Source organism: uncultured Methanobrevibacter sp. (genome assembly GCF_937898925.1).
GTDB lineage: Archaea > Methanobacteriota > Methanobacteria > Methanobacteriales > Methanobacteriaceae > Methanobrevibacter.
This window is the reverse complement of record NZ_CALDKF010000009.1, coordinates 1-21,766: the sequence shown is the minus strand read 5'-3', so window position 1 is coordinate 21,766 and position 21,766 is coordinate 1. Positions and strand designations below refer to the sequence as shown.

22 protein-coding genes and 1 pseudogene are annotated in these 21,766 nt (G+C 31.0%); 10 read left to right on the top strand and 13 right to left on the bottom strand.

Annotated features, from left to right (window positions below; all coding sequences use genetic code 11):
* Positions 1-292: 292 nt before the first annotated feature.
* The 7 genes from Q0409_RS00825 to Q0409_RS00795 form a co-directional block, all read right to left on the bottom strand.
* Positions 293-1,477 (bottom strand): type II secretion system F family protein, encoded by a 1,185-nt coding sequence (locus Q0409_RS00825; protein WP_298534057.1) that lies wholly within the window; start codon positions 1,475-1,477, stop codon positions 293-295.
* Between the two features lie 100 nt (positions 1,478-1,577).
* Positions 1,578-3,023 (bottom strand): CpaF family protein, encoded by a 1,446-nt coding sequence (locus tag Q0409_RS00820; RefSeq protein ID WP_298534055.1) that lies wholly within the window; start codon positions 3,021-3,023, stop codon positions 1,578-1,580.
* A 45-nt stretch (positions 3,024-3,068) separates the two neighbouring features.
* Entirely contained in the window at positions 3,069-4,319 is a 1,251-nt protein-coding gene (locus tag Q0409_RS00815) for a tripartite tricarboxylate transporter permease (RefSeq protein WP_298534052.1), read from the bottom strand.
* 373 nt (positions 4,320-4,692) lie between these two features.
* A complete protein-coding gene (locus Q0409_RS00810) occupies positions 4,693-5,757 on the bottom strand; it encodes an NAD(P)-dependent alcohol dehydrogenase (protein WP_295608164.1) in 1,065 nt (354 codons plus the stop codon).
* A 410-nt stretch (positions 5,758-6,167) separates the two neighbouring features.
* Positions 6,168-6,437 (bottom strand): elongation factor 1-beta, encoded by a 270-nt coding sequence (locus Q0409_RS00805; protein WP_298534050.1) that lies wholly within the window; start codon positions 6,435-6,437, stop codon positions 6,168-6,170.
* 96 nt (positions 6,438-6,533) lie between these two features.
* Positions 6,534-6,695, bottom strand: a complete 162-nt coding sequence (locus Q0409_RS00800; RefSeq protein ID WP_296869856.1) for a zinc finger domain-containing protein — start codon at positions 6,693-6,695, stop codon at positions 6,534-6,536.
* Between the two features lie 154 nt (positions 6,696-6,849).
* Positions 6,850-7,506: a delta 1-pyrroline-5-carboxylate synthetase gene (locus Q0409_RS00795; RefSeq protein ID WP_366940034.1), complete on the bottom strand. Its 657-nt coding sequence runs from the start codon at positions 7,504-7,506 to the stop codon at positions 6,850-6,852.
* Between the two features lie 300 nt (positions 7,507-7,806).
* Here Q0409_RS00795 and Q0409_RS00790 point away from each other — a divergent pair, with 300 nt between their 5' ends.
* The gene (locus tag Q0409_RS00790) at positions 7,807-8,850 is read left to right on the top strand and encodes an acyltransferase (protein ID WP_298534047.1); all 1,044 of its coding nucleotides are present in this window, start codon (positions 7,807-7,809) and stop codon (positions 8,848-8,850) included.
* 114 nt (positions 8,851-8,964) lie between these two features.
* On the opposite strand, the gene Q0409_RS00785 is transcribed toward Q0409_RS00790, so the two are convergent.
* Positions 8,965-9,828 (bottom strand): alpha/beta hydrolase fold domain-containing protein, encoded by an 864-nt coding sequence (locus tag Q0409_RS00785; protein ID WP_298534045.1) that lies wholly within the window; start codon positions 9,826-9,828, stop codon positions 8,965-8,967.
* 374 nt (positions 9,829-10,202) lie between these two features.
* Between Q0409_RS00785 and Q0409_RS00780 the strand changes: the two genes are divergently transcribed.
* Entirely contained in the window at positions 10,203-10,892 is a 690-nt protein-coding gene (locus Q0409_RS00780; RefSeq protein WP_298534042.1) for a DUF4013 domain-containing protein, read from the top strand.
* 75 nt (positions 10,893-10,967) lie between these two features.
* On the opposite strand, the gene pth2 is transcribed toward Q0409_RS00780, so the two are convergent.
* Positions 10,968-11,306: an aminoacyl-tRNA hydrolase gene (pth2, locus tag Q0409_RS00775; protein ID WP_292788271.1), complete on the bottom strand. Its 339-nt coding sequence runs from the start codon at positions 11,304-11,306 to the stop codon at positions 10,968-10,970.
* 301 nt (positions 11,307-11,607) lie between these two features.
* On the opposite strand from pth2, the gene Q0409_RS00770 reads away from it, so the two are divergent.
* The 3 genes from Q0409_RS00770 (at position 11,608) to Q0409_RS00760 (ending at position 15,043) form a co-directional block, all read left to right on the top strand.
* Positions 11,608-13,383: a ribosome biogenesis/translation initiation ATPase RLI gene (locus Q0409_RS00770; RefSeq protein ID WP_298534040.1), complete on the top strand. Its 1,776-nt coding sequence runs from the start codon at positions 11,608-11,610 to the stop codon at positions 13,381-13,383.
* Positions 13,384-13,446: 63 nt separating this feature from the next.
* Complete coding sequence (locus Q0409_RS00765; protein WP_298534037.1) at positions 13,447-14,319, top strand: ABC transporter ATP-binding protein; 873 nt, start codon at positions 13,447-13,449, stop codon at positions 14,317-14,319.
* Entirely contained in the window at positions 14,309-15,043 is a 735-nt protein-coding gene (locus tag Q0409_RS00760) for an ABC transporter permease (protein WP_298534035.1), read from the top strand. Before Q0409_RS00765 ends, Q0409_RS00760 begins: the two co-directional genes overlap by 11 nt.
* Positions 15,044-15,229: 186 nt before the next feature.
* On the opposite strand, the gene Q0409_RS00755 is transcribed toward Q0409_RS00760, so the two are convergent.
* The 3 genes from Q0409_RS00755 to Q0409_RS00745 form a co-directional block, all read right to left on the bottom strand.
* Entirely contained in the window at positions 15,230-16,390 is a 1,161-nt protein-coding gene (locus Q0409_RS00755; RefSeq protein ID WP_298534033.1) for a pyridoxal phosphate-dependent aminotransferase, read from the bottom strand.
* Positions 16,391-16,694: 304 nt separating this feature from the next.
* Positions 16,695-17,393 carry a DNA repair and recombination protein RadB gene (radB, locus tag Q0409_RS00750; RefSeq protein WP_298534030.1) on the bottom strand — a complete coding sequence of 233 codons (699 nt, stop codon included), beginning with the start codon at positions 17,391-17,393 and terminating at the stop codon, positions 16,695-16,697.
* A gap of 214 nt (positions 17,394-17,607) precedes the next feature.
* Positions 17,608-18,240 (bottom strand): L-threonylcarbamoyladenylate synthase, encoded by a 633-nt coding sequence (locus Q0409_RS00745; RefSeq protein WP_298534027.1) that lies wholly within the window; start codon positions 18,238-18,240, stop codon positions 17,608-17,610.
* Between the two features lie 110 nt (positions 18,241-18,350).
* On the opposite strand from Q0409_RS00745, the gene pgsA reads away from it, so the two are divergent.
* The 4 genes from pgsA (at position 18,351) to Q0409_RS00725 (ending at position 20,578) form a co-directional block, all read left to right on the top strand.
* The gene (gene pgsA, locus Q0409_RS00740; RefSeq protein WP_298534024.1) at positions 18,351-18,953 is read left to right on the top strand and encodes an archaetidylinositol phosphate synthase; all 603 of its coding nucleotides are present in this window, start codon (positions 18,351-18,353) and stop codon (positions 18,951-18,953) included.
* A gap of 118 nt (positions 18,954-19,071) precedes the next feature.
* Positions 19,072-19,314, top strand: coding sequence for a DUF357 domain-containing protein (locus Q0409_RS00735; RefSeq protein ID WP_298534066.1), 243 nt, complete (start codon positions 19,072-19,074; stop codon positions 19,312-19,314).
* Positions 19,315-19,629: 315 nt separating this feature from the next.
* Positions 19,630-19,833: a hypothetical protein gene (locus Q0409_RS00730; protein ID WP_298534021.1), complete on the top strand. Its 204-nt coding sequence runs from the start codon at positions 19,630-19,632 to the stop codon at positions 19,831-19,833.
* A 175-nt stretch (positions 19,834-20,008) separates the two neighbouring features.
* On the top strand, positions 20,009-20,578 hold the full coding sequence (locus tag Q0409_RS00725) for a GNAT family N-acetyltransferase (protein WP_298534019.1): 570 nt from the start codon (positions 20,009-20,011) through the stop codon (positions 20,576-20,578).
* A 7-nt stretch (positions 20,579-20,585) separates the two neighbouring features.
* Here Q0409_RS00725 and Q0409_RS00720 read toward each other — a convergent pair whose 3' ends face one another.
* On the bottom strand, positions 20,586-21,356 hold the full coding sequence (locus Q0409_RS00720) for an Ig-like domain-containing protein (RefSeq protein WP_298534016.1): 771 nt from the start codon (positions 21,354-21,356) through the stop codon (positions 20,586-20,588).
* A gap of 243 nt (positions 21,357-21,599) precedes the next feature.
* Here Q0409_RS00720 and Q0409_RS10365 point away from each other — a divergent pair.
* Positions 21,600-21,766, top strand: a pseudogene (locus tag Q0409_RS10365) (N-acetyltransferase); the annotation flags it as partial.

Below are 21,766 nucleotides of genomic sequence, written 5' to 3'. Positions count from 1 at the left end.
TATGAAAAATAATATAATAAGATATGTGTTTAAAGAGAACTATTTTTTAAACTATATCGCTCAAATTAAAAATAAAAAAATATCTCTTTAAACTATGAGAACAATGTGTCACCTAAAACAAAACATTGTTCTTATTTATACTCATCAGAATTTTTAATTTATAAATCAAACAAATAAGCCAAAACCAATTTTCTTCCTCCTTATCACTTTATTTTAAAAATTTAATCCACCTGCCAAACATCATTAAATCAGCACATTATCATTAATTTCCACAAAATTAATCAGAAAAAAATCATATTTTTGGCTCTAATTTTTTTATTGCAACCCCTAAAAAGACAATTATCGTAGGGAAAAATACAGAATAAAGAACCAATATCAAATCACCAGGAACCAAATCGCCAATCACTACAGACGCTGCAAGAAGCATTGTCAAAAGAATGACCGGTGCTAAAATAGCTAAAAAAGTATAAATCATAACAAATGCATTCAACTTTTCACTATACTCCTTCAATTTCATTCTAATGTCAAAATTCACATCATCTGCAATTATGCTTAAGGAATTGGATAAGTTTGCTCCAATCCTCAAGCTTGTTAGAATTTCATATATCACTCTTGATAATGCCTTTGAATCAACTCTTTTTTCAAGATTCAAAAATGCATTTTCTGTACTTTCCCCATATTTGATCTCTTCAAGGACTCTTGAAAACTCTAATGACAAAATGCCATAATCTGAGCTTGCAACAGAATCCAATGAATCAAACAAGCTTCTACCAGACCTAAGTTCAGTTGCCAATTGCCTTAATGCATATGGAAGTTCCTTTGAAAATGAAGCATATTCGTTTTGCTTTTTAATCTTCGGATAATAGAATATTGCTATTGAGATTAACAGAACTGAAATGAAAATTGCGATACCCAATTCCAATGAAACAAAATAGCTAATTAAAGCAATGATGAGTGTTAGAATAAAAAATAATATTGCAATAATTCTTAAAATGTAATTATAAAAATTAGATTCATCAATTTGAGAGAAATTGTTGTTTAGCAAAAAATTAATCAATTTTTCTTTAAGGGCATCTAGAAAATTACCATTAGTTTCATTATTGTCCATTTCCAATGATTCATCATTTTCATAACTTGTGCCTTTCAAACTGGTGAAAATATTTTGAGAATCCTTAGATGAATTCAATCCATTTGAAGATGATTCCTGCAAATATCTATTTTCCAGCTCTACAAATATACTATCATTTTTTAAGAGATCATTTAACTTAAAAATCCCCCCATTAGTTAAATTGAACTCATCTTTAGAATTATTTTCTTCATTTAATCCATTATCATTATTATTATCATTATCCCAATTGTTTTTATTATGAAATTTATCCAAAATGAAAACAATGAAATCAATGCCTTTTATGAAAAAACTGATTAAAAGATCACTTAAGTGAATAAAAAATTCATCTAAAATAACAATCACCATCATCTAAAAATTAAGTAAAAGAATAAAGTAAAAAATGAAAAGATAATTAACTATCAAAATATTAAAAATACGTCTAAATAAAATGAAAATTTTATAAGAACTATTAATCTAATCCAACACCAATCTTATTTAATACATAGTCTGAATTGAGATAATAAGTTTCAAGAATTTTAGATATATCTTTTTGGGAAGATATGTTATTTTTTACCAAATAGTTCAAAACCACTTGTCTCTTTTTCCATTCCTCATTCAATTTAGAGATATGAACTCCCTTGAGATTAGCCATTTCCTCCAATGTTTTGCTGACTATTGTCAAGTTTTTGAATTCATCCCTTTCACTATCCCACTGGAACAATTTGCTCAACTGAATTGTTCCCTCTTCCATACCTGTAACTTCTGCAATCTCTGTAATTCTCCTATATGAAATTCCATCTGATCTGTATATTCTCTTTTCCATGATAATGAAATCAATTGACGAAACCATTATTTTGGGAACATTCATTGGAGCATTTGTAAGTCTTGTAATGGTTTCACGGGAATTGTTTGCATGCAAGGTTCCAAAGCCTGAATGTCCAGTATTCAATGCAGTGAATAGTGTGATTGCCTCATTTCCCCTAACTTCTCCAACTATAATTCTGTCTGGCCTTTGCCTTAAGGCATTCTTAACCAAATCCTCAATTGTAATTTCCCCTTGATTTTCAATGTTTACAGTTCGTGCTTCCATTCTGATTATGTGATTGTGTGGAATCTGAAGCTCCAAAGTGTCTTCAATTGTGATTATTCTCTCCATTGGATTGATGAATATAGAAAGTGCATTAAGAAGTGTTGTCTTTCCTGAACTTGTTCCACCGGATACTATGATATTTGCAGGCTTCACTCCCAATCCATCAACACATAGCCATAAGAATGAAGCCATTTCAGTATTCAATGTGTTGTATCTAATCAAGTCAACAATTGTTAAGGGCTCCTTTTTGAATTTACGAATTGTTATTGTAGGCCCATTTGCAGATAATGGAGGGATTGTTGCATTAACTCTTGAACCATTTGAAAGTCTTGCATCCAGAATGGGTGACTGCTGGTCTATTCTCCTGTTTGTTTCACGGGCTATTGAATCAATGATATTTGTAATCTTTCCCTCATCTTCAAAGAAGAGGTCAGTTTCCATCATCCCATATTTTCTATGATAGACAAAAACTGGCTTATTGATACCTATAACCATTATCTCCTCCAGATTATCATCTTCAATCAATGCACTTAATTCCCCATATCCAATAAGTTCCTTAAGCATATTCCTTGCCAAATTTTCCTTGTAATCATAATCAAATCTATTCTGCAACCTATTTTCCAAAAAACGGATTATGTCCTTTAATATCAATTCCTCATTAAATGAAGACATCTTCTCTGAAATAGCTAAATCTATGAGATTTTCCCTTAACTCTTCTAATATGAACTTTTCCTCATCTGAAAAGTTGAATTTCAAGACATTGTATCTTGGAATCAGATTATCATTTTCATCTTCCTTATCATTATGTATTGAATTCATTTCCATCAAATCACCAAATCATGTTAAAGAGCGAATTATCCATTTAATTCACTAAATGTACATCTGCATGTAAATTATTATAGCAGGCAAGATTAGAACTCCCATCAAATGTGATTTGCTTACTCCCAAATAATGTGGAAGCAAACCCATTGCAGTGGTTGTAATCAATGCAAGTGTCAGATATAAAATTGGTCCTTTGTAGATTATTGCAAAAGCGTACAGAATTGCTATCATCAATAAAATCACGGCTATTGAAAGCTTTCTATAATCTATTCCCTGCATGAGATTTGAAAAGCTATCTCCTAATTTCAAACAGATCATCAAAGATATTGAAACTGCAATTAAAGAAGCAAAAGTGAAAATCATCAGATGCGATAAAGTGAACTGCGAAATCAAATAGGACATATATACGGCAATTCCGCTCCGTGGATTACCAATCAAATAAATAGCTATGAGTGAGAAGAGAGTGTCTGAAGTGTTTAATCCACTATTAGCCAGCAAAAAATTCTTTGTATCATCACTGTCATCACTTGTTCCACATGCTCCTTGTGCTATAATGCTTCCTTGAGCAGGGCCGAATCCTGGCAAAAATCCTAAAATAGCTCCAGCAGTTCCTCCTGCAAATATGCTTTTGATTGCATCCATGTCAATTTCCAAATCATAGAATCTGTTTTGATGTGGAATTGAAGAGCTATCGTTTAAACTAAATAAAATTGTACTGATTCCAAACAAACCACTAAAGGTGCACATTAAAGAGATTCCTGAAGATATTGGGGTTTGAAGCATTATCCAACCTAATATGCCTGATAAAACAAAAAGGAGGAGGGACCATAGAAAAGCAATATTTCCTGAACTTAATTTGTGAATCATATATACCGATACTACAGTCAAGATAATCCAGGTATATGGCTTGGATATTCCCTGCAGAAAGGGGAGTGCCACTGCAAATATTGGCATCATGATAATCACTACAAGAATGGCTCCAAACCCACCAACAGAAACTATGCGAATAGCTTCCTTAGATCTTCCTTCTAAAACCATCCTATGACCTGGAAGAATGGATGTAGCAGTCCCTTCCTCGGGAACTCCAAGAAGCATTGATGGAACAAATTCGATTAGGGCATGGGCTATTGACATTGAAACAAATATTACACATAAGAATTCTGCAGATATGTAATTCAATAGAAATGCGGAGGATGCAAACATTATGGCACCTGCAGTATTGACATGTATTCCTGGAACCATCCCTGTACAGGTTCCTATTCCAATGCCAATAAAGCATGCCAAAACCAAATCGAACATATCCTTTACACCATACTTATTTTGCTTTTTTAAGCAGTTTCAATACAATAACTAATTTATATGAACTTATATTTAAAATAAGCAGTTAAAAATGACTTAAATATAAAAATAAGATTGTTAAACAAAAATGAGAATGAAAAATTGATTTTAAATTGAAAAAATAAAATTATAATGAAAATTATAATGAATTAGTAAAAAAGCATTGAAAAAATTGTTTTAAAATTAGTGCAATGAAATAAAATAATATGAAATAAAATAATATGAAATAAAATAATATAAAAAAAGTAAAAGAACTAGTTAAGAGAATTCACTCCCAACTAGTGATAAAAGTTTTGGTCCAGGTTTTGCAGCCCGAAGGGCTGGAAAAGCTGGGTTAGTCATCTAAAATAACAGCTGGTTTAATTAAGTCACGTGGTTTGTCTCTCATTAAAATCATAGCTTCTTCGATGTCATCAAATTTGTCGAATTTGTGGGTGATTAATTTGGATGAGTCGAAACGGCCATATTCAACAAGATTTGCTAATTTTTCCATTCTTGCACGTCCACCAGGACATACTCCACCACGGATAGTCTTGTCAGCAAGTCCTTGACCCCATGAAAGACCGTCGATAGGAATGGTTTCAATACCGTCATAGTGTAATACGTTACCGATAATACCACCGACTTTAAGTACGGATAAAGCTTCGGAGAGGGTGTCTTTTCCTCCACCACCGATTACTACTTTGTCTACTCCTTTTCCATCGGTTAAGTCCATGATTTGATCTACAGTGTTACCGTTGTGGTAATCTACAATATCATGTGCACCGTATTCTTTAGCTACTTTAATAGCTGCTGGACGACTTCCTACAGCAATAAGGTGGGAAGCACCCATGATTTGTGCACCAGCGAGTGACATAAGTCCTACAGGACCGATACCGAAACAAGCTACAGTGTCACCAGGTTTAATTTCAGCAAGTTCTGCAGCATAGAAACCAGTAGTCATCATGTCTGAAATCATTACAGCTTGTTCTAAGCTTACATGTTCAGGCAAGTGTGCTAAGTTTGCGTCAGCTTGGTTTACATGGAATTGTTCTGCAAATACACCGTGCTTAAAGGTTACAAAACTCATACCTGTTCCCATACCGTAACAGTGTTGGGAGAATCCTTGTTCTGCTGGTACAGTTAACCAGTCAGGAGTGATAGCAGGTACAATTACACGGTCTCCAGGTTTGAAGTCTTTGACTTTGTCCCCTACTTTTACTACTTCAGCAGTAGCTTCGTGTCCTACTACACGGTTAGGTGCATCGCTCATGTATGCATGGCCCCATACGATGTGTACATCTGAAGTACATGGTGCCATAGCTAAAGGTTTACAAATTGCGTCGTAAGGCCCACATTCATCAAGTTCAATGTCTACCCAGCCGAGTACGTCTTGTTCGATTCTTGCCAATCCTCTCATTTTTATATCTCCTAAAAAATTATATAAGATTTGATCAATTCTGGAATAAGCTGGAAATAATCATCTCCAATAATTAGTTTAGTTAACTAATTATTTAAATCTTTATAAAAAATTTTGAATACTATTCAAAAAAATTATAATAAACCTGGTTAAACAATTAATAAAAATATGTATAATTGAATATTTTTTAAAAATTTTAAAAAATTGTATATAAATTTCAATTATAATAATTAAAATATTACAAAGATATGAAATAAAAAATTAGATTAAACAAAGTAACAAATAATGAAATTTTGAAAAAAAGTAATTAAATAAAAATAGGTTTAAAAAAATTTAAAATAAAAAAGAAAATTTACCACAAAAAGTGGTAAGATTTTGGTCAGGTTTTTAGCAGAATGCTAAAAAGCTGCTTACATTAATCTTCTAGAATCAGTAATTTCTGCACTAGCTACATCAGCTAAAGCGATGACAGCTTCTTCAGTAGGTCCAGTTCCACCTTCACCGTCTTCTACGATGAATACAACATTTAAAGCTACTAAACCGAATGCAATAGGTTCTTCAGTTATTTCGTGTAATTCTGCATCTGCAGGCATTGCATCAGTGATTGCTGCTTTTAATGCTTCTAAATCTACTTCTGGGCTTTCAGGCATTACTTTTAAAGTGTTAACAACTTCTCCCATAATCATTCCTCCAATAATTCTAGATAATTAATTAATCTAAACTTAATCTAAATTAAATTAATTTAAATACAATACTTAATTTATACCAAATTAAACTTATGGTCCTTCAAATCCACATTCGCATTTGTAAGAGTGACCGAAAGTACGGCAACTTTCACATCTTGCGATAGGTTTACCACATACAGGACAGTTGAATTGAACATAAGGTTCAATTAATGGTATTTCTTGTTTACAAGATTGACAGTTTACTTTTTCCATATATATCACCGAATATATTATAAATATTTTAATTTATTAATTTATAAACTTAATGATTAATCAGAATCTAAGCAAGGCTAATCTAAGCAAAGCGCTTCGGGCCATTGAACTTAAATTCATCTTAAGTTCACCTATGAATTAATAAAAAAGATGCTTATTCATTATGTATAAATGTATATTCAAAAGAATCCTCATTATTCTCATTATTCATAATAGACAGGACTCTTTCAGGATACTCTCCATTTACAACATAACAATCCAATCCATACTCAATCAATAAAGTAGGCAACATCAAGTCAATTGATGATTCGTCAAAAGTCAGTAGTTTATTTACATCAATTTCATTGATCAGTTCCGCCCCACTTAAGGATGGATCTTTTGTATATATACCATTTACATTTGTTGCTATTAAAAGCTTTGCATCCAAAAGGCTTGCAATGTATGCTGCAATTGAATCACTTGTCACATCCCATGAATGTGCAAATGGCTCGTTTTCCTTTAGGATATCGGAACAAATCATAATTGGTATCTTATTCAAGTCAGAAATACTTATCGCTTCTTCTATGGTATAGCTGATTTCTGTAAATGCTAATTTATCATTCAGCAATTTAGCTAAGATGTCCATCGCATCAATAGCTGTTTCATGGGTTACATCCTCTGAGAATTCAATCTCATTATCGTATTTTCTAATCAGATTGGCAAACTCTCCACCGCCAATAACAAACAGGCAGTTTTCGCCTTCCAATGCATTAGCAAGTTCAATAGCTTTCCTTGGGAATAAACTTCCACCAATCTTAATAACCCATTCAATAATACTATCACAACTGAATGATTAATAATTTAAAAAATTTAATTCTTATAAAATATGGAATATTTCTAAAAATAACATTTCAAAAGATGAAATTTTCAAGAATTGAATATTTTTAAAAATAAAATACTTATAAAAATAGCATTTATTAATTATTTATTTTTTACATTATATATAATTATGTTTTTTAATCACATTATTTTAATTATGTTTTTTCAGATTGAAAATTTCAAATATTAAAAAATAAATTATATATATACTCCACCATATAAAAATAATTATATAAATCTTGGGGAAAGATTAATGAGTCAAAATAGAATAGAATGGATTGATCTTGTAAGGGCAATAGCTATTTTAACTGTTTTGTACATCCATGCAACAGATGGAATCTATATCATATCATCTGATGCAATTATGAACTATACATTGTTTTCAAGGATATTTCAATTTGCATCCCTTTTCATTGGACGTATAGGAGTTCCATTCTTCCTGATGATTACAGGATACTTATTGCTTGACAGAACTTATGATGATGAAAAAGTTCGTAAATTCTGGACAAAGAATTGTAAAGGATTGATTATAGTAACAGTCATTTGGTCTGCAATTTATGCTGTAAGCATATTGTATGTATCCCTTTTCAGTACAAATGTCAATACAATAGAAGCTGGAAACCTATTCTTTAGCCATATGTGGTATATGCCAATGATTATTGGAATGTATCTTTCACTGCCATTTGTAGCAAGCGCTTTAAGCCATTATAAACCAAAAACAATTGAGCAAGCCACAATTGTGTTCTCACTTTTAGCATTCCTATTGCCATTCATCTCATTGTTGTTTGACATGGAAGGAATAAAAAACATAAGTATACAATTCTGTCTTGGTTTTAGTGGTGGAATCTACGGTATTTACATTATCTTAGGATGGCTAGTTAAAAAAGGACAATTCAAAAAGTATTCCAGCAATAAATTCAGATTGCTTGCAATAGCTTCATTTTTAATCTGTGTCCTGTTCCAATACTATGCATATATCAGAGGATATCCTTTCTTCTTATGGTATGAATTCCCATTTATCCTAACTGGATCACTTGCATTGTTTGAATTATGTTCCAGAAGGAAAAAGGTCAGAGGATTTAAAGGAGTTCAATTCCTATCCAAATACTCCTTTGCAGTGTTCTTAATACACAACCTGTTTAGAATTCCACTGCTTCCACTGGTTATTTTCTTACCATTTACAGAACCGGTAAAAGCTATAATCCTTTGGGTTTTATTGATAATATTCAGCTACGCAGCAGCTGCCATTATTTACAGAATCCCACAATACGGTAAATTTATTTTATACATGAGATAATAGAGATAATATTTATTATCTCACAATTTTATTTTATTTTATTTTATTTTATTTTATTTTATTTTATTTTATTTTAAAAAAAGACTATTTTAGAAAATACTAATTTTAAAGGAATTATTCAAACTCTTTTTCAAGTTCTTTAAAAGCATCCCATGCCTCTGGAGAGGGGAACAATGGATAAATATGGAACATTCCATCGCCTACAATCAAGCGAGCATCCACACCATCCTCTTTTAACTTTCCATTATATTTTAAAATGTCCTTATAGAATATTTCATTGTCTCCTGCAAAAATAAGTGTTCTTGGCAAACCAGAATTGTCTCCAAAGAGAGGGCTCACTCTATAGTCCTGAGTGTCCAAGTCTCCAGCCCATGATTTTCCTATTTCCCTAAGTCCAATTTCACCAAGAATTGGATCTGAATCATTATCATAAGGAGGATTGCTAAGTGCAATGTCAACCCATGGGGAATATACAACTATATTATCTGGTTGAGGAAAATCCATTGCCTTTAAATGCTGGCAGAATGATAGGGCAAAACCGCCACCTGCAGAATCTCCAATTAAAGAAATTGTTTGATCTTTTCCCATTTTGGAAATCAAAGATTCATATAAATCATCCATTAAGCCAAAGGTTTCATCACATGAATGCTTTGGAGCCAAAGGATAAACGGGAGCAATTACATAAGCATCCAATTTTTTAGAAATTGCTAAACAGAATAAGTGATGCTGATAGTTAATCTCATTTATAAAAGCTCCTCCATGGATAAAAACAATCACTCTTTTAGCATTCTTATCTCCAAAAGTGAAAAGAGGAGTTCCTTTAAAATCTATGCTTTTAAAGATGCTTTTTGGAGACTTTTCATCAGCATTTAGCCTTTCTTTTAATAAATCATTTATTTTATCTTGTGAGTCCATGAAATCTGATTTTGACATCATTAAGATTCTCTCTTCGATTTTTGCAATAAATGATTTTGACATGACATATCCCCTTAAAAAAGAATAAAAAAGAAATTAATGACAATTCTGGAAATTAATAATATTTATGTCAAATAAACTATATAAGTCAATATAGTAAACATATAAGCCCAAATAGAAAATATATAATCAAATATACCGAACATATAAAATATATAATCAAATATACCGAACATATAAAATATATAATCAAATATACTGAACATATAAGTCCAAATAGAAAATATATATTAAAAAAGACATAAATATAATTGATAAAGTAAATCAATTTGGAAAATAAAATGCCATTAAAAAGATTAAAATACTCAGTTGATTATTGCAGAGCAAATCCCATAGGTTTTTTAATTATTTTGTTCTTAATCTGGTCTATAAATTTTATGAACAGCTATGCCGACACACATACAATCAAATATAAAGTCATATTCTATACACTGGCATTATTAGCAACTATTTTAATGTATGGGTATGGGTTGGCAATTACAAAAGACACCATAAGAAATGGGGAAAAATTGCCAATAATAAAACTTAAGCAATGCGCCGTTTTTGGTATAAAAGCGTCCCTTATGATAACCCTCTATTCACTTATCGAAGGATTTCTTTTATATGACCTTTCAACCAGATTCTATTTGCCTGAATTTCACTTAAAATTTGCGGCATCCCATTTGATTGAAACATTGAAATTATATTATTGGCATAATCCTGTAAGCACAATTGAATTTATTGTTGTAAGCATTATGGTAACATATATAGTTGCATTCTTTATGGAAATTTCACTTGCAAGACTTGCAGATGGTGGGAGATTGCTTGGCGCATTCAACATACTTTCCATTAAACGCTGCATCGATACAATAGGATGGAAACATTATACTGCAGATTATACTAAAATTATGCTTTCAATAGCAATTTTGGCTTACCTCCAATATGGGATTGACATGTTTGGATTCTTCAATTGGATATTTGATTTAATCATTGGGCTTTTGATATTCACCATTGAATTCGTTGGAATAGGTACGATTTATCAAGATTATAAGATTAAAAAGGTTAAAAGGGTTATAGAAATTGATTAAAGTAAGTAAAATAATTTGTATAATAATTTAAAAAAAGTATGAAAAATAAAAAAAGAGAAAAACTAAAAGATAGGATTACAATAACTTCAAATCACCAGTGATTTTATCTAAAACATCATCTTCATCAGGACCTAATCCTAAAACAGTCACTGTAGATTTAGGCAATTGGGTTCTTCCCGCATCAGTAACCAAATAATATGCCACCCCATTCGCTCTTGCAAGCTCCCTTAAATTATAAAGATCCTGCAATGAAGGTGCCTTTAAAACCACTTTAGCATAGGCCTCATTTTCCCATTTTCTGATTTTTGCCTTGTCAGCCTGTTTATATGCGCCTATAGCGGCATGGCAACATTGTGCAGCTATTTTTCCTTTTCCCATCTTGATGTCAGTTCTTACAATCATTACCTGTTTCATTTTAAATCCCAATAAAATTAATTAAAAATAGAATTATTTAAAAAAATTAAATTAAGAAAATAAACTTAATAAAATTAAATCATTTCTATGATTACTCTTATATTAAACTCAAAATTATTTAAATTTAACTTTAAAAAAATCTCCCAAAAAAATATGAAAATTAATTATTTGCTCTTTTTATTCTTTTTTTAAAATAATAATTTACACAAAATTATTATAAACTATTAAAAACAAACTATATTTATTATAAATTAATTAATCAAACTTATTATATTATTATTTTAGAGGAAACGGAGATAAAATGAGTAGAATTTCTATTTTAGACAAGGACAAGTGCCAACCTAAAAAATGTAACTATGTATGTATGCACTATTGTCCTGGTGTACGTATGGAAGAAGATACAATTGTAATTGATGAGAAGAGCAAAAAGCCACTCATTTCAGAGGAATTATGTTCCGGATGCGGTATCTGTACCAACAGATGTCCTTTTGGTGCAGTCAGCGTTATCAATTTACCAGAAGCTCTCGATGAGCCTATTCACCGTTACGGCCAAAATGCATTTGAACTCTTTGGTTTGCCAACCCTTAAGGATGGAACCGTTCTTGGTTTGCTTGGTCAAAACGGTATCGGTAAGTCAACCATCATGAGAATATTGTCTGGAGAGCTTATCCCTAACCTTGGAAACTATGAAGAGGAAGCAAGCTGGGACAAGGTTATCGAATACTATAAAGGATCAGCATTGCAAAACTACTTTAAATTGCTTCAAGCTGGCGAAATCAAAACAATCCATAAGCCACAAATGGTGGACCAGCTTTCCAAAGTTGTTAAAGGAAATGTAAAGACATTGCTTTCAAATGTTGATGAAAGAAACAAGCTTGACGAAATAGTTGATGACCTTGACTTAAGAAACGTATTGGAACGTGACATGCAAAACTTAAGTGGTGGGGAACTTCAAAGAGTGGCAATAGCTGCTACAGTTCTTCGTGAAGGTGATTTCTACTACTTCGACGAACCGACCTCATGGTTGGATGTACGTCAAAGATTGAATGCTGTAAAGGTAATCCGTTCCCTTGCTGAAGCAAGTAAATCCGTACTTGTAATTGAGCACGACTTAGCTACCTTGGATGCTATGAGTGACAATGTTCATCTCCTTTACGGTGAACCTGGAGGATATGGTGTAGTAAGTGGAAATAAAGGTGTGAGAGTAGGAATCAATGCATACATCAATGGGTTCCTGCAAGAGGAAAACGTAAGGATTAGAAAGCAACCTATCGAATTCAGCATCCGTCCGCCAACACCTGAAGATGACGGTGAAGTATTGAGTGAATACAGCGACCTTAAGAAGGAATACGATGGATTCACACTTGAAGCAGAAGCAGGTAAGATTTACCATGATGAGATTGTCACTGCATTCGGTTCAAACGGTATCGGTAAGACCACCTTCGCTAAGATATTGGCAGGAGTTGAAAAGGCAACCGAAGGAGACATCCTGGAAAAAGTGGATATTGCATACAAGCCACAATACATTGAATCTGACTTTGATGGAACCGCTCAGGAATTCCTTTATGCAAATGCTCCAACATACGGATCAAACATCTTCAATAGTGAAATCGGAAGACCTCTTGCTCTCGATAACTTGCTTGATAAAAAGGTTAAGAAACTAAGTGGTGGGGAGCTTCAAAGACTTGCACTTGCTGTAACCTTGTCACAGGATGCAGACATTTATCTTTTCGACGAACCTACTGCATTCCTGGATGTAGAGCAAAGGTTGATAGCTGCTAGAGTAATCAGAAAGATCATTGAAAGCAGAAATGCAGCATCCTTGATTGTAGACCACGATATCGTATTTATCGATTACATTTCAGATAGGGCTATGGTATTCAGTGGAGAGCCTGGACTCAATGGTATTGCTTCCAAACCAGCAGACCTTAGAACAAGCATGAACCAGTTCTTGGGAGACTTGGACATTACCTTTAGAAGAGATAAGGAAACCAAACGTCCTAGAGTAAATAAATATGACTCTTACCTTGACAGAGAACAGAAAGAGCAAGGCGAGTATTACTACTTGAAAGACTAAAAAATATAGTGCGATAAAAATTATTAAAATGAAATATCATTAACTTGGCAAGTGGTGATTTTTATGAATAGCATTGTTTCCATAAAAAATATATCAAAAAAATTTGATAAGACTTATGTTTTAGATGGAGTTACAATCAATATCCCTAAAGGCTCAATTTGCGGTCTTGTTGGACCAAATGGGGCAGGGAAAACAACACTTCTAAGAATCATCACATCACTGCAAAATGCAGATTCCGGCCAAGTTAATGTCAATGCTAATGTCTTTAGCGGCCTGATTGAAGAGCCTGCCTTATTTTATGAAATGAATGCAAGCCAAAACATTACTCAACAACTGATTTTATATGGGCTTGAAAATGAATTCAATCCAAATGATTTCCTTGAATATGTTGGACTTGAAGATACAAACAATAAAAAAGTGAAGCATTTTTCATTGGGAATGAAACAAAAGCTCGCAATTGCAATGATGCTTGTTGGAAATCCTGAATTAATCATTTTAGATGAACCCATGAATGGATTGGATCCACAAGGGATCATTAGTCTAAGAAATCTAATTTTAAAATTAAATAAAGAAGGAGTGACTTTTTTAATTTCAAGCCATCTTCTTTATGAACTTGAAAAAATAGCTACTGATTTTATTTTTATTAATCATGGGAAAATCATATCTGAAATGACAAGTGAAGAATTCTCAAATGCCAATAAAGGATATATTCAATTGGAAGTCAATGATAGAGATTCATTTGAAAAGGCTATGAATGATTTAGAAATCCCATATGTGGAAGCAGATAATTTAAAAATGAATATCTTCTCCAATTATACAATTACTGATTTGATAATCAAACTCAATGACTATGGTTGCATTGTAACAAAATGCTTTAATGTTGAAACTAGTTTAGAAGAATTTTTTATAAGGTTGATGGATGAAAATGACAAATAGAATTCTTAAAGCAGAATTGTACAAGATTTTTCATGAAAAATGGCTATATTTAGCTTGCTTTTTCATGATAATATTCTCTATTGGATTTATTCTCATGCAGAAGACAGCGATGTCATATACTGTTGGAATAAACAGGGTTGTCTTTTTGCCAATGGTAATGTATGGAATTGTAATTTCAGTATTAATCAGCGTTTTTGTATCTGAAGAATTCGATGACGGATTCATTAGAAACAAGATTATTGCCAATAATAATCGTAGAGAAATATATCTTACAGGTTTGCTGTCAAACTTGATTGCATCATTAATAGTCTATATTATTACTGCTTTATTCACTCTGATTGTTTCATATTTCCTATTTTCAATAAATATCTCCATTTGGGATTATGTTTTATATTTCATATTTGGAATTTTTATAATGCTTGTCTTCGTAGGAATATTCTATTTAATTTCAATAGCTGTTGGTAAAAAATCAAAGGCAATCATCATAAATATGGGATTGGCATTCATAATGTTGATTGCAGCTTTGATCATGAATGGAATGTTAATGGCGGATAATAATTCATTAATCCAATTCCTATTTGATATAAATCCATATGGGCAAACAGCACAATTAACTTCAATGAAAAGTTTAGATATGAGAGAATCTATAAAAATTGATGCATTTCTCTTTATCATATTTACTATATGTGGAATTAAATACTTTAATAAAAAAGATATTAATTAATATTTTTTTAACTTTTTTTTAACTTTTTTTTAAGTTTTATAACATACAAATTAATTTACATGAAATTACATGAAAAATTATAAAAAAATAGTTTAAAATTGATTAAATTAAAAAATAAGAGAAAATAAGCATTTAAAAAAATTATAAAAATTAATAAAAAAAGAAAAAATAAACTAAATAATAAACTTATTTAGTTCTTAAAGCTTCAACAGCAAGTACAAATTCACGAGCAAATACCTTGACTTTTTCTGGGTCAATTGAATAGCTTACTCTCAAGTAGTTATGGCCAAAGGTGTTACTGGTATATGAACCTTGCCTGGTGAATACCTTTTTCTCAATCAAATAGGAAGACATGTCTTCAGGATCGATTCCTGCACCGGATAAGTCGATTCCCATCATGTTTGCACTTGATGGATAGACTGGCAAGAAGACTCCTTCACATTGATCAACTGCTTCCTTGATAATCTTTTGATTTTCAAAAGTTGTATCCCTAACCCTATCAATCCATTCTGGTTTGGATTTCAAGGCAGCAAGTGCACCAGCTTGTGCAATCATATTTGTACCTACATCGTTAATGATAATGCTTTTTACAACATCAATCACTTCTTCGCTTGAAATGATAGCCCCTAATCTTAAACCGGCCATACCAAATATCTTGGAGAAACTGTAACAGGTTATAGTATTGTTCGGAGCATATTTAGCACAAAGTGTATGATTGTAAGCGAAGTCCCTATAAGTTACATCATGCAAGAGGAATATGTCATTTTCAATAGCTATTTCTGCAAATTCCTTGATTTCCTCTTCAGTGTAAGAGCTTCCAAGTGGGTTTAATGGATCGATTAAGAGAATGACTCTAGTGTTTTCATCCATATTTTCCCTTACAAGCTTAGGGGTTAACTTATAGTTGTTTTCTTCACTGTAAATCTTTACTTGTCTTACCTCTGCAGCAAATCTGCTTGCAAAGTTATCAATAATGAGATATCCTGGATCTGGTGTGATAACATTGTCCTCAGGAGATAAAACTGCATTCATGGCTAAGTATAATGATTCAGTCGCACCGGCGTTAACATATATACTCAAATCTTCCAATTCCAAATCTTTTAAAATCAAAGATTGCAGTTCTGTAAAACCTTCAGGAGGTGGGTACTTGCAGTATTCGTCACTTCCAATGCAATCAATCATTGCCTTGTGTACATCCTCATTGTGACCAATATGCAATTCATTTGTATTTTGACCCATCCAAATCATTTCTTTATCCTTAAAAACAGCTTCAAAAAAGTGGTTTGCAGATTCATAACCATCTGGAATAATCTTAGCTGCTTTTGCATATTTCTTCTTTTGGATCATCTTATCACAAATCCTATATCTTAATTAAAAATCTAAAAATAATTTTATAATATAATAAAATTTAATAGTATCAGTTTTTAAAAAAATTAAACTGGATATGTTTTCAAATAAACATACAACATTATATTATCTATTAAAAGTAACATATAAAATTATTTATAAAAACAAGAAAAAAAATAGCTTAAATTTTTAGAAAATGATTAATAATTAATAAATAAAATAAAAAAAGTAATAAAGAAGAATAATTTCTAATATAAAGATATGAAAATATTGAAAAATAAAAAAAAATAAAGTAGGAATTGAATTATTCAATTCCATTGTTAGTTATCAGGAAGTGAACAGCCAATCCTTCTCTTTTTGACTTATGCCTTTTTAAAAGAGCTATTCTTTGATTGGTTCCCTCTTCACGCTTGAGTTCAATGATGATTTTGCTTCTGTATTGAATAATTGTTCCGCCAACAGGAGAGAAATCCTCTTCGCTTTCCTCATCAAATGAAGCATAGATTTGATTTGTAACAAGAACAGCAAGGTCATGATTGATGGCAAGTGCAGAAAGCATTTGCATCTGTTTTCCTAAAAGATGGGATTTTGTGCTATCATCTTCCACCCGGAATAATGCAACAGCAGAATCCAATATTATGAGTTCGACATCTGCACTGTTGGATGATATCCAGGATTCAATAAGCCCAAGATCCTCTTCCTGTTGCTTGAATGAAGTAGGTTCAAAAACAATGATATTCTTTGCAACTGTATCAAAATCCTCTCCGGATATTTGTCTAATCCTATCAACTGATATTCCACCTTCAGTATCAATGTAAACCACTTTTTTCCCTCTTTTAGCTACACCAATAGCTATATTTAGGCAAATATTGGTTTTACCTACCCCTGGAGGACCGTATACCTGTGTAATTGTCCTTTTCTCAATTCCTCCATCTAATAATTCATCTAAAGGAGAGTTAGTTGAAATCTTTTCCTGACTTGTCATGTTAGATAATATTTTCATTTCTTTCCCTTCAAATAATAAAATAATTTAATAATTTAATAATTTTTTTAATTTTTATAGTCTAATAATTTTAATGATGATCCAAATTAAAATTTTACTCCGTAAACATAATATTTATTTGGATATATTTAAAGTTAATTTTTTTACTTATTTTGATTTACAACTTAATGCAAATATTATAATAATATTGTAAAAGTAACAAAAGAGCATTAATCTAAACCAGTTTCTCCAAATCCTCTTTTAATGAATCCATATCATTTGAATCAAATCCATTTCTAACCAATGTTGGCTTGGAGGAGCTTAAGTCAATAACAGTAGATGGCTTTGCCTTTCCCAAGTCCCCTACATCGATGACCAAATCAATATCAGTTCCAATCTGCTTTAGAATATCCTGAGGATTTGATAATGTGCATTCATTTGTAAGATTTGCACTTGTGGTTGTTATTGGAAACAAGCTTGCAAGCAATCTGGCAATCTTATAATCTGGAATCCTTACTCCAACTTTAGCGCTTGCACTGACATAGGGAGAAACTATCTTTTTCTTGTTTAAAATAAATGTAAATGGCCCAGGCAGCCATTTATCGACAATAGCTCTTGAATCTTTATTTAAGTCTGCAATCAATTCCAAGCTATTTGTATCCTGAATCAACACAGACAATGGCTTTGATGAATCTCTTTTTTTAATTTCATAGATTTTCTTAACCGCCTCGTTATTGAAAATATTTGCTCCAAGTCCATAAACGGTATCTGTAGGATAGAGAATGATACCTCCATCTGCCATTATTTCAATGGCTTCACCGATTAAATCCATATCTGGATTTTCACCACTCATCTTAAATATTTTCATAAATTCACCAAAATATATTGAATATAACATTAAAATTTCTTAACTTAAATTTTAAACTTTACTAAGATAATCTAATTAAATATATATTAGTTAATCAATATAATAAAATTATGCTTAATAGTTTACGACCATATCTTACAAAATTTTTAGAACCTTTAGCTAGTCGATTGAATATTAATCCAAATATTGTAACTGTAATCTCCCCATTTTTGGCAATCCTTTCAGCTATTTTCTTTGCTAGCGGAAATCTGATAGGGGGAGCAATATTTATCCTTCTCAGCGGATTTTTAGATGTTGTAGATGGAGCAGTTGCAAGATACCATGACAGAACAAGCCCATTTGGAGCATTTCTGGATTCCACAATGGATCGTTTTGCAGATGCAATCATATTCATAGGAATCATATTTGGAGGATATTGTCACTGGTTTGTAGGTGTTTTAGCTATTCACTCAGCAATTACAGTCAGTTATGTAAGGGCAAGAGCAGAATCACAAGGAGTGGAATGCAATATAGGAATAGCTGAACGTGCAGTCAGAATGATAATCTTAATGTTAGGTGCAGTAATTGCAGCAATATTCCATTCAAACATAATTTTCACATATTTCATTTACATACTTGTAGTTCTTTCATACTTTACAGTTGGCCAAAGAATATTCCATGTATGGAAAGAATTGAATGGACCTAAAAAACATAGACAAAAAAGATTAAGATAAAAATTTAATGATTGGAAATTTTTAAAAATTAAAAATTTTCAATATCAATTATTCAAAAAATAAATTTTAAAAAAATAAATTTAAAAAATAAAATTTAGAATTGTTCGGAGCATATGAAATGAAAGATCTTGAAAGTGAAGAGAAAATTGCAATTGATATTGCAAAACTTGAGAGAAACTTGAAACAAGTTGAAGACATCAAGTTCGAAGGAAAAGAAAAGGAAGTTTATGATAGGGCAATCGATTACTGGAATGATTCAAAATATTACCTAGAGAAAAAAGACACAAGAACTGCTTTTGGTTGTATTGAATATAGCCACGGTTTACTCGATGCACTAAGAATGATTCATGGATTAATTTAATTAAATATTCGATTGATTAAATGATAGTTTTATATCGTAAACTATAAAATAATTAAACTTTGTATCTAAAATATTTATCAAATGGAAATTTCAAAAATTTGAATGATTTTTTGATTGAAAATTTGGAAAATTTCTAAATAATGATAAAAAATCATTCATAAATATACAAACTATTTGATATAATAAAAACTAAAAATTTAAATACTTTCAACAATAAATATTTATTCAACATAATAAGAACAATCTTTAATTTTAAAAATTTAAACTAATAATAAAATTTTCAAAATTAAATTTAAAAAAATATTTTGATTAAAAATGGGAGAGGTCATTATGACAGATATTGATGTTACTGAAATTAGAATTATCTTAGAAGATCTTACTGAAGAACAATTAATTAATATCTTGGAAAAAAACGGTTACACTAATAAAGGTAAAAAAAATGTATTGATTAGAGAAATCATGACTAAAATTTCTCATGATATTGTTATCCAAGAATTAGATGAACTTGGTGCAATATAAACATTTACTTTTTTTATTTTTTAATTCTTTTTTTATTACTTATTTTTATAATTATTTTTACTATTGTAACTTATTTAAATTATTTTAACTATTTACTATTTAACTTATTTTTAACTATTTTTACTATTTTTAACAAAGCATAAAAATAAATAATTTATTATATAAAATTTCTAATATGATTCTAAAAACAGAACGGCTAGTCTTAAGACCATGGAATGAAAGTGATGCAGAATGCCTATACCATTTTGCAAAGAATCCTAATATTGGGCCTAATGCAGGTTGGCCACCACATAAAAGTGTTGATGAAAGCTTAGAAATTATAAAAACTGTTTTTTCCAAAAAGGAAACTTATGCCATCACACTTGAGGATAAGGCAATAGGTTGTGTAGGACTTCTATTCTATCCAAACACCAACCACTACTGGGGAGACGATGGTGTTGAATTAGGCTATTGGATAGGAGAGGAATATTGGGGTCAAGGATTGGTCGCTGAAGCAGCTAAAGAACTTATAAGATATGCTTTTGAAGATTTGAAAATCAAGAAGATCCATGCCAGTTGCAGACATGAAAACCACCAATCAAAAAGAGTTTTAGAAAAATTAGGATTCAAATATTATTGCGATATGAAAAATACAGATTATAGTGGAAAAGAAATCCTCGAAAGGGCCATGCTTTTAAAAAAAAATGACAAAGAAAGTAATAATATAAAAAATATGTTAAAAAGGCAAAAAAATAAAAAAATGTAGTAAAATGTTATTTACTACTCAAGTACCATACTTTGACTTTTACTAAAGTGTATTTTTTAGAGAAATCTTCCTCAGGTAATTCCCAACGACCATCATCAAATTCTGCCGAATCTGTTTTAGTAATCAGTTTTCCAGTTTTCTTATTTTTTAAATAGAATACCGCTTTAACGACTTTAGTATATTTAGGTGTTTTTTTATAAACTACTTTCGCTTCCTTTTCATCCTCATCATTATAGATTTTTACACCAAGAACATCCTTATTCTTCAATACCTTTTTGACTTTAGGCTTGACTATTGCATAATGTTTCTTGCCAATGAAGATTTTAGAAGTTTTTGAAATTTTATACTTGCTATCTGCAGAACTGATAACTACTTTATGATTACCTAATTTTAAAGATTTGGTGTTAAATTTAGCAATGCCTTTAGAATTAGTATTTACAGTATATGACTTATATTTGGAGCCTGTGTATATTTTTAATTTAATTTTAATATTCTTAACAACATGCCCATTCTTATCTTTAACTTTAACCTTAAAGTATCTGGACTTTTTATATTCATTTGCAACTTGATCTGCAGAAACTTTTGTATCTACTTTCTTAACTGTTGTACTGGTAGTTGTTTTAGGACTATCAGTAGTGGTAGAAGTGTTAGTAGAAGCAGTGGAAGTATTAGATGGAGCATCATTTACATCCGCAATATCATCTGCAGCTATAGCGCCAATGCTTATTATTAAAGTCAAGAATAACAATATCGCTATTGAGAAAGTCTTTAACTTCATAGTTTCACCTCACTTACTAAATAGTTATTACTCCAAAGAGAATTAAGATTTAAAGCCCGTACTAAATTAATAAGTATGTTATATTATATGAAAAATACTATATAAACTAGTATTATAAATTTTGATATAATGACAAAAATGTAAAATATTAAAAAAAATTATAAATTTGTTTAAAATAAATATCAAAATTTTAAAGAAAAACTAAAAAAATATTTAAATAATCTATCAAATAAACCTTTAAATATGATTTTAAAAACAGAACGACTAGTCCTAAGGCCATGGAAGGAAAGTGATGCAGAATGCCTATACCATTTCGCAAAGAATCCTAAAATTGGACCTATTGCAGGTTGGCAACCACATGAAAATGTTGAAGAAAGCCTTGAAATCATAAAAACTGTTTTTTCTAAAAG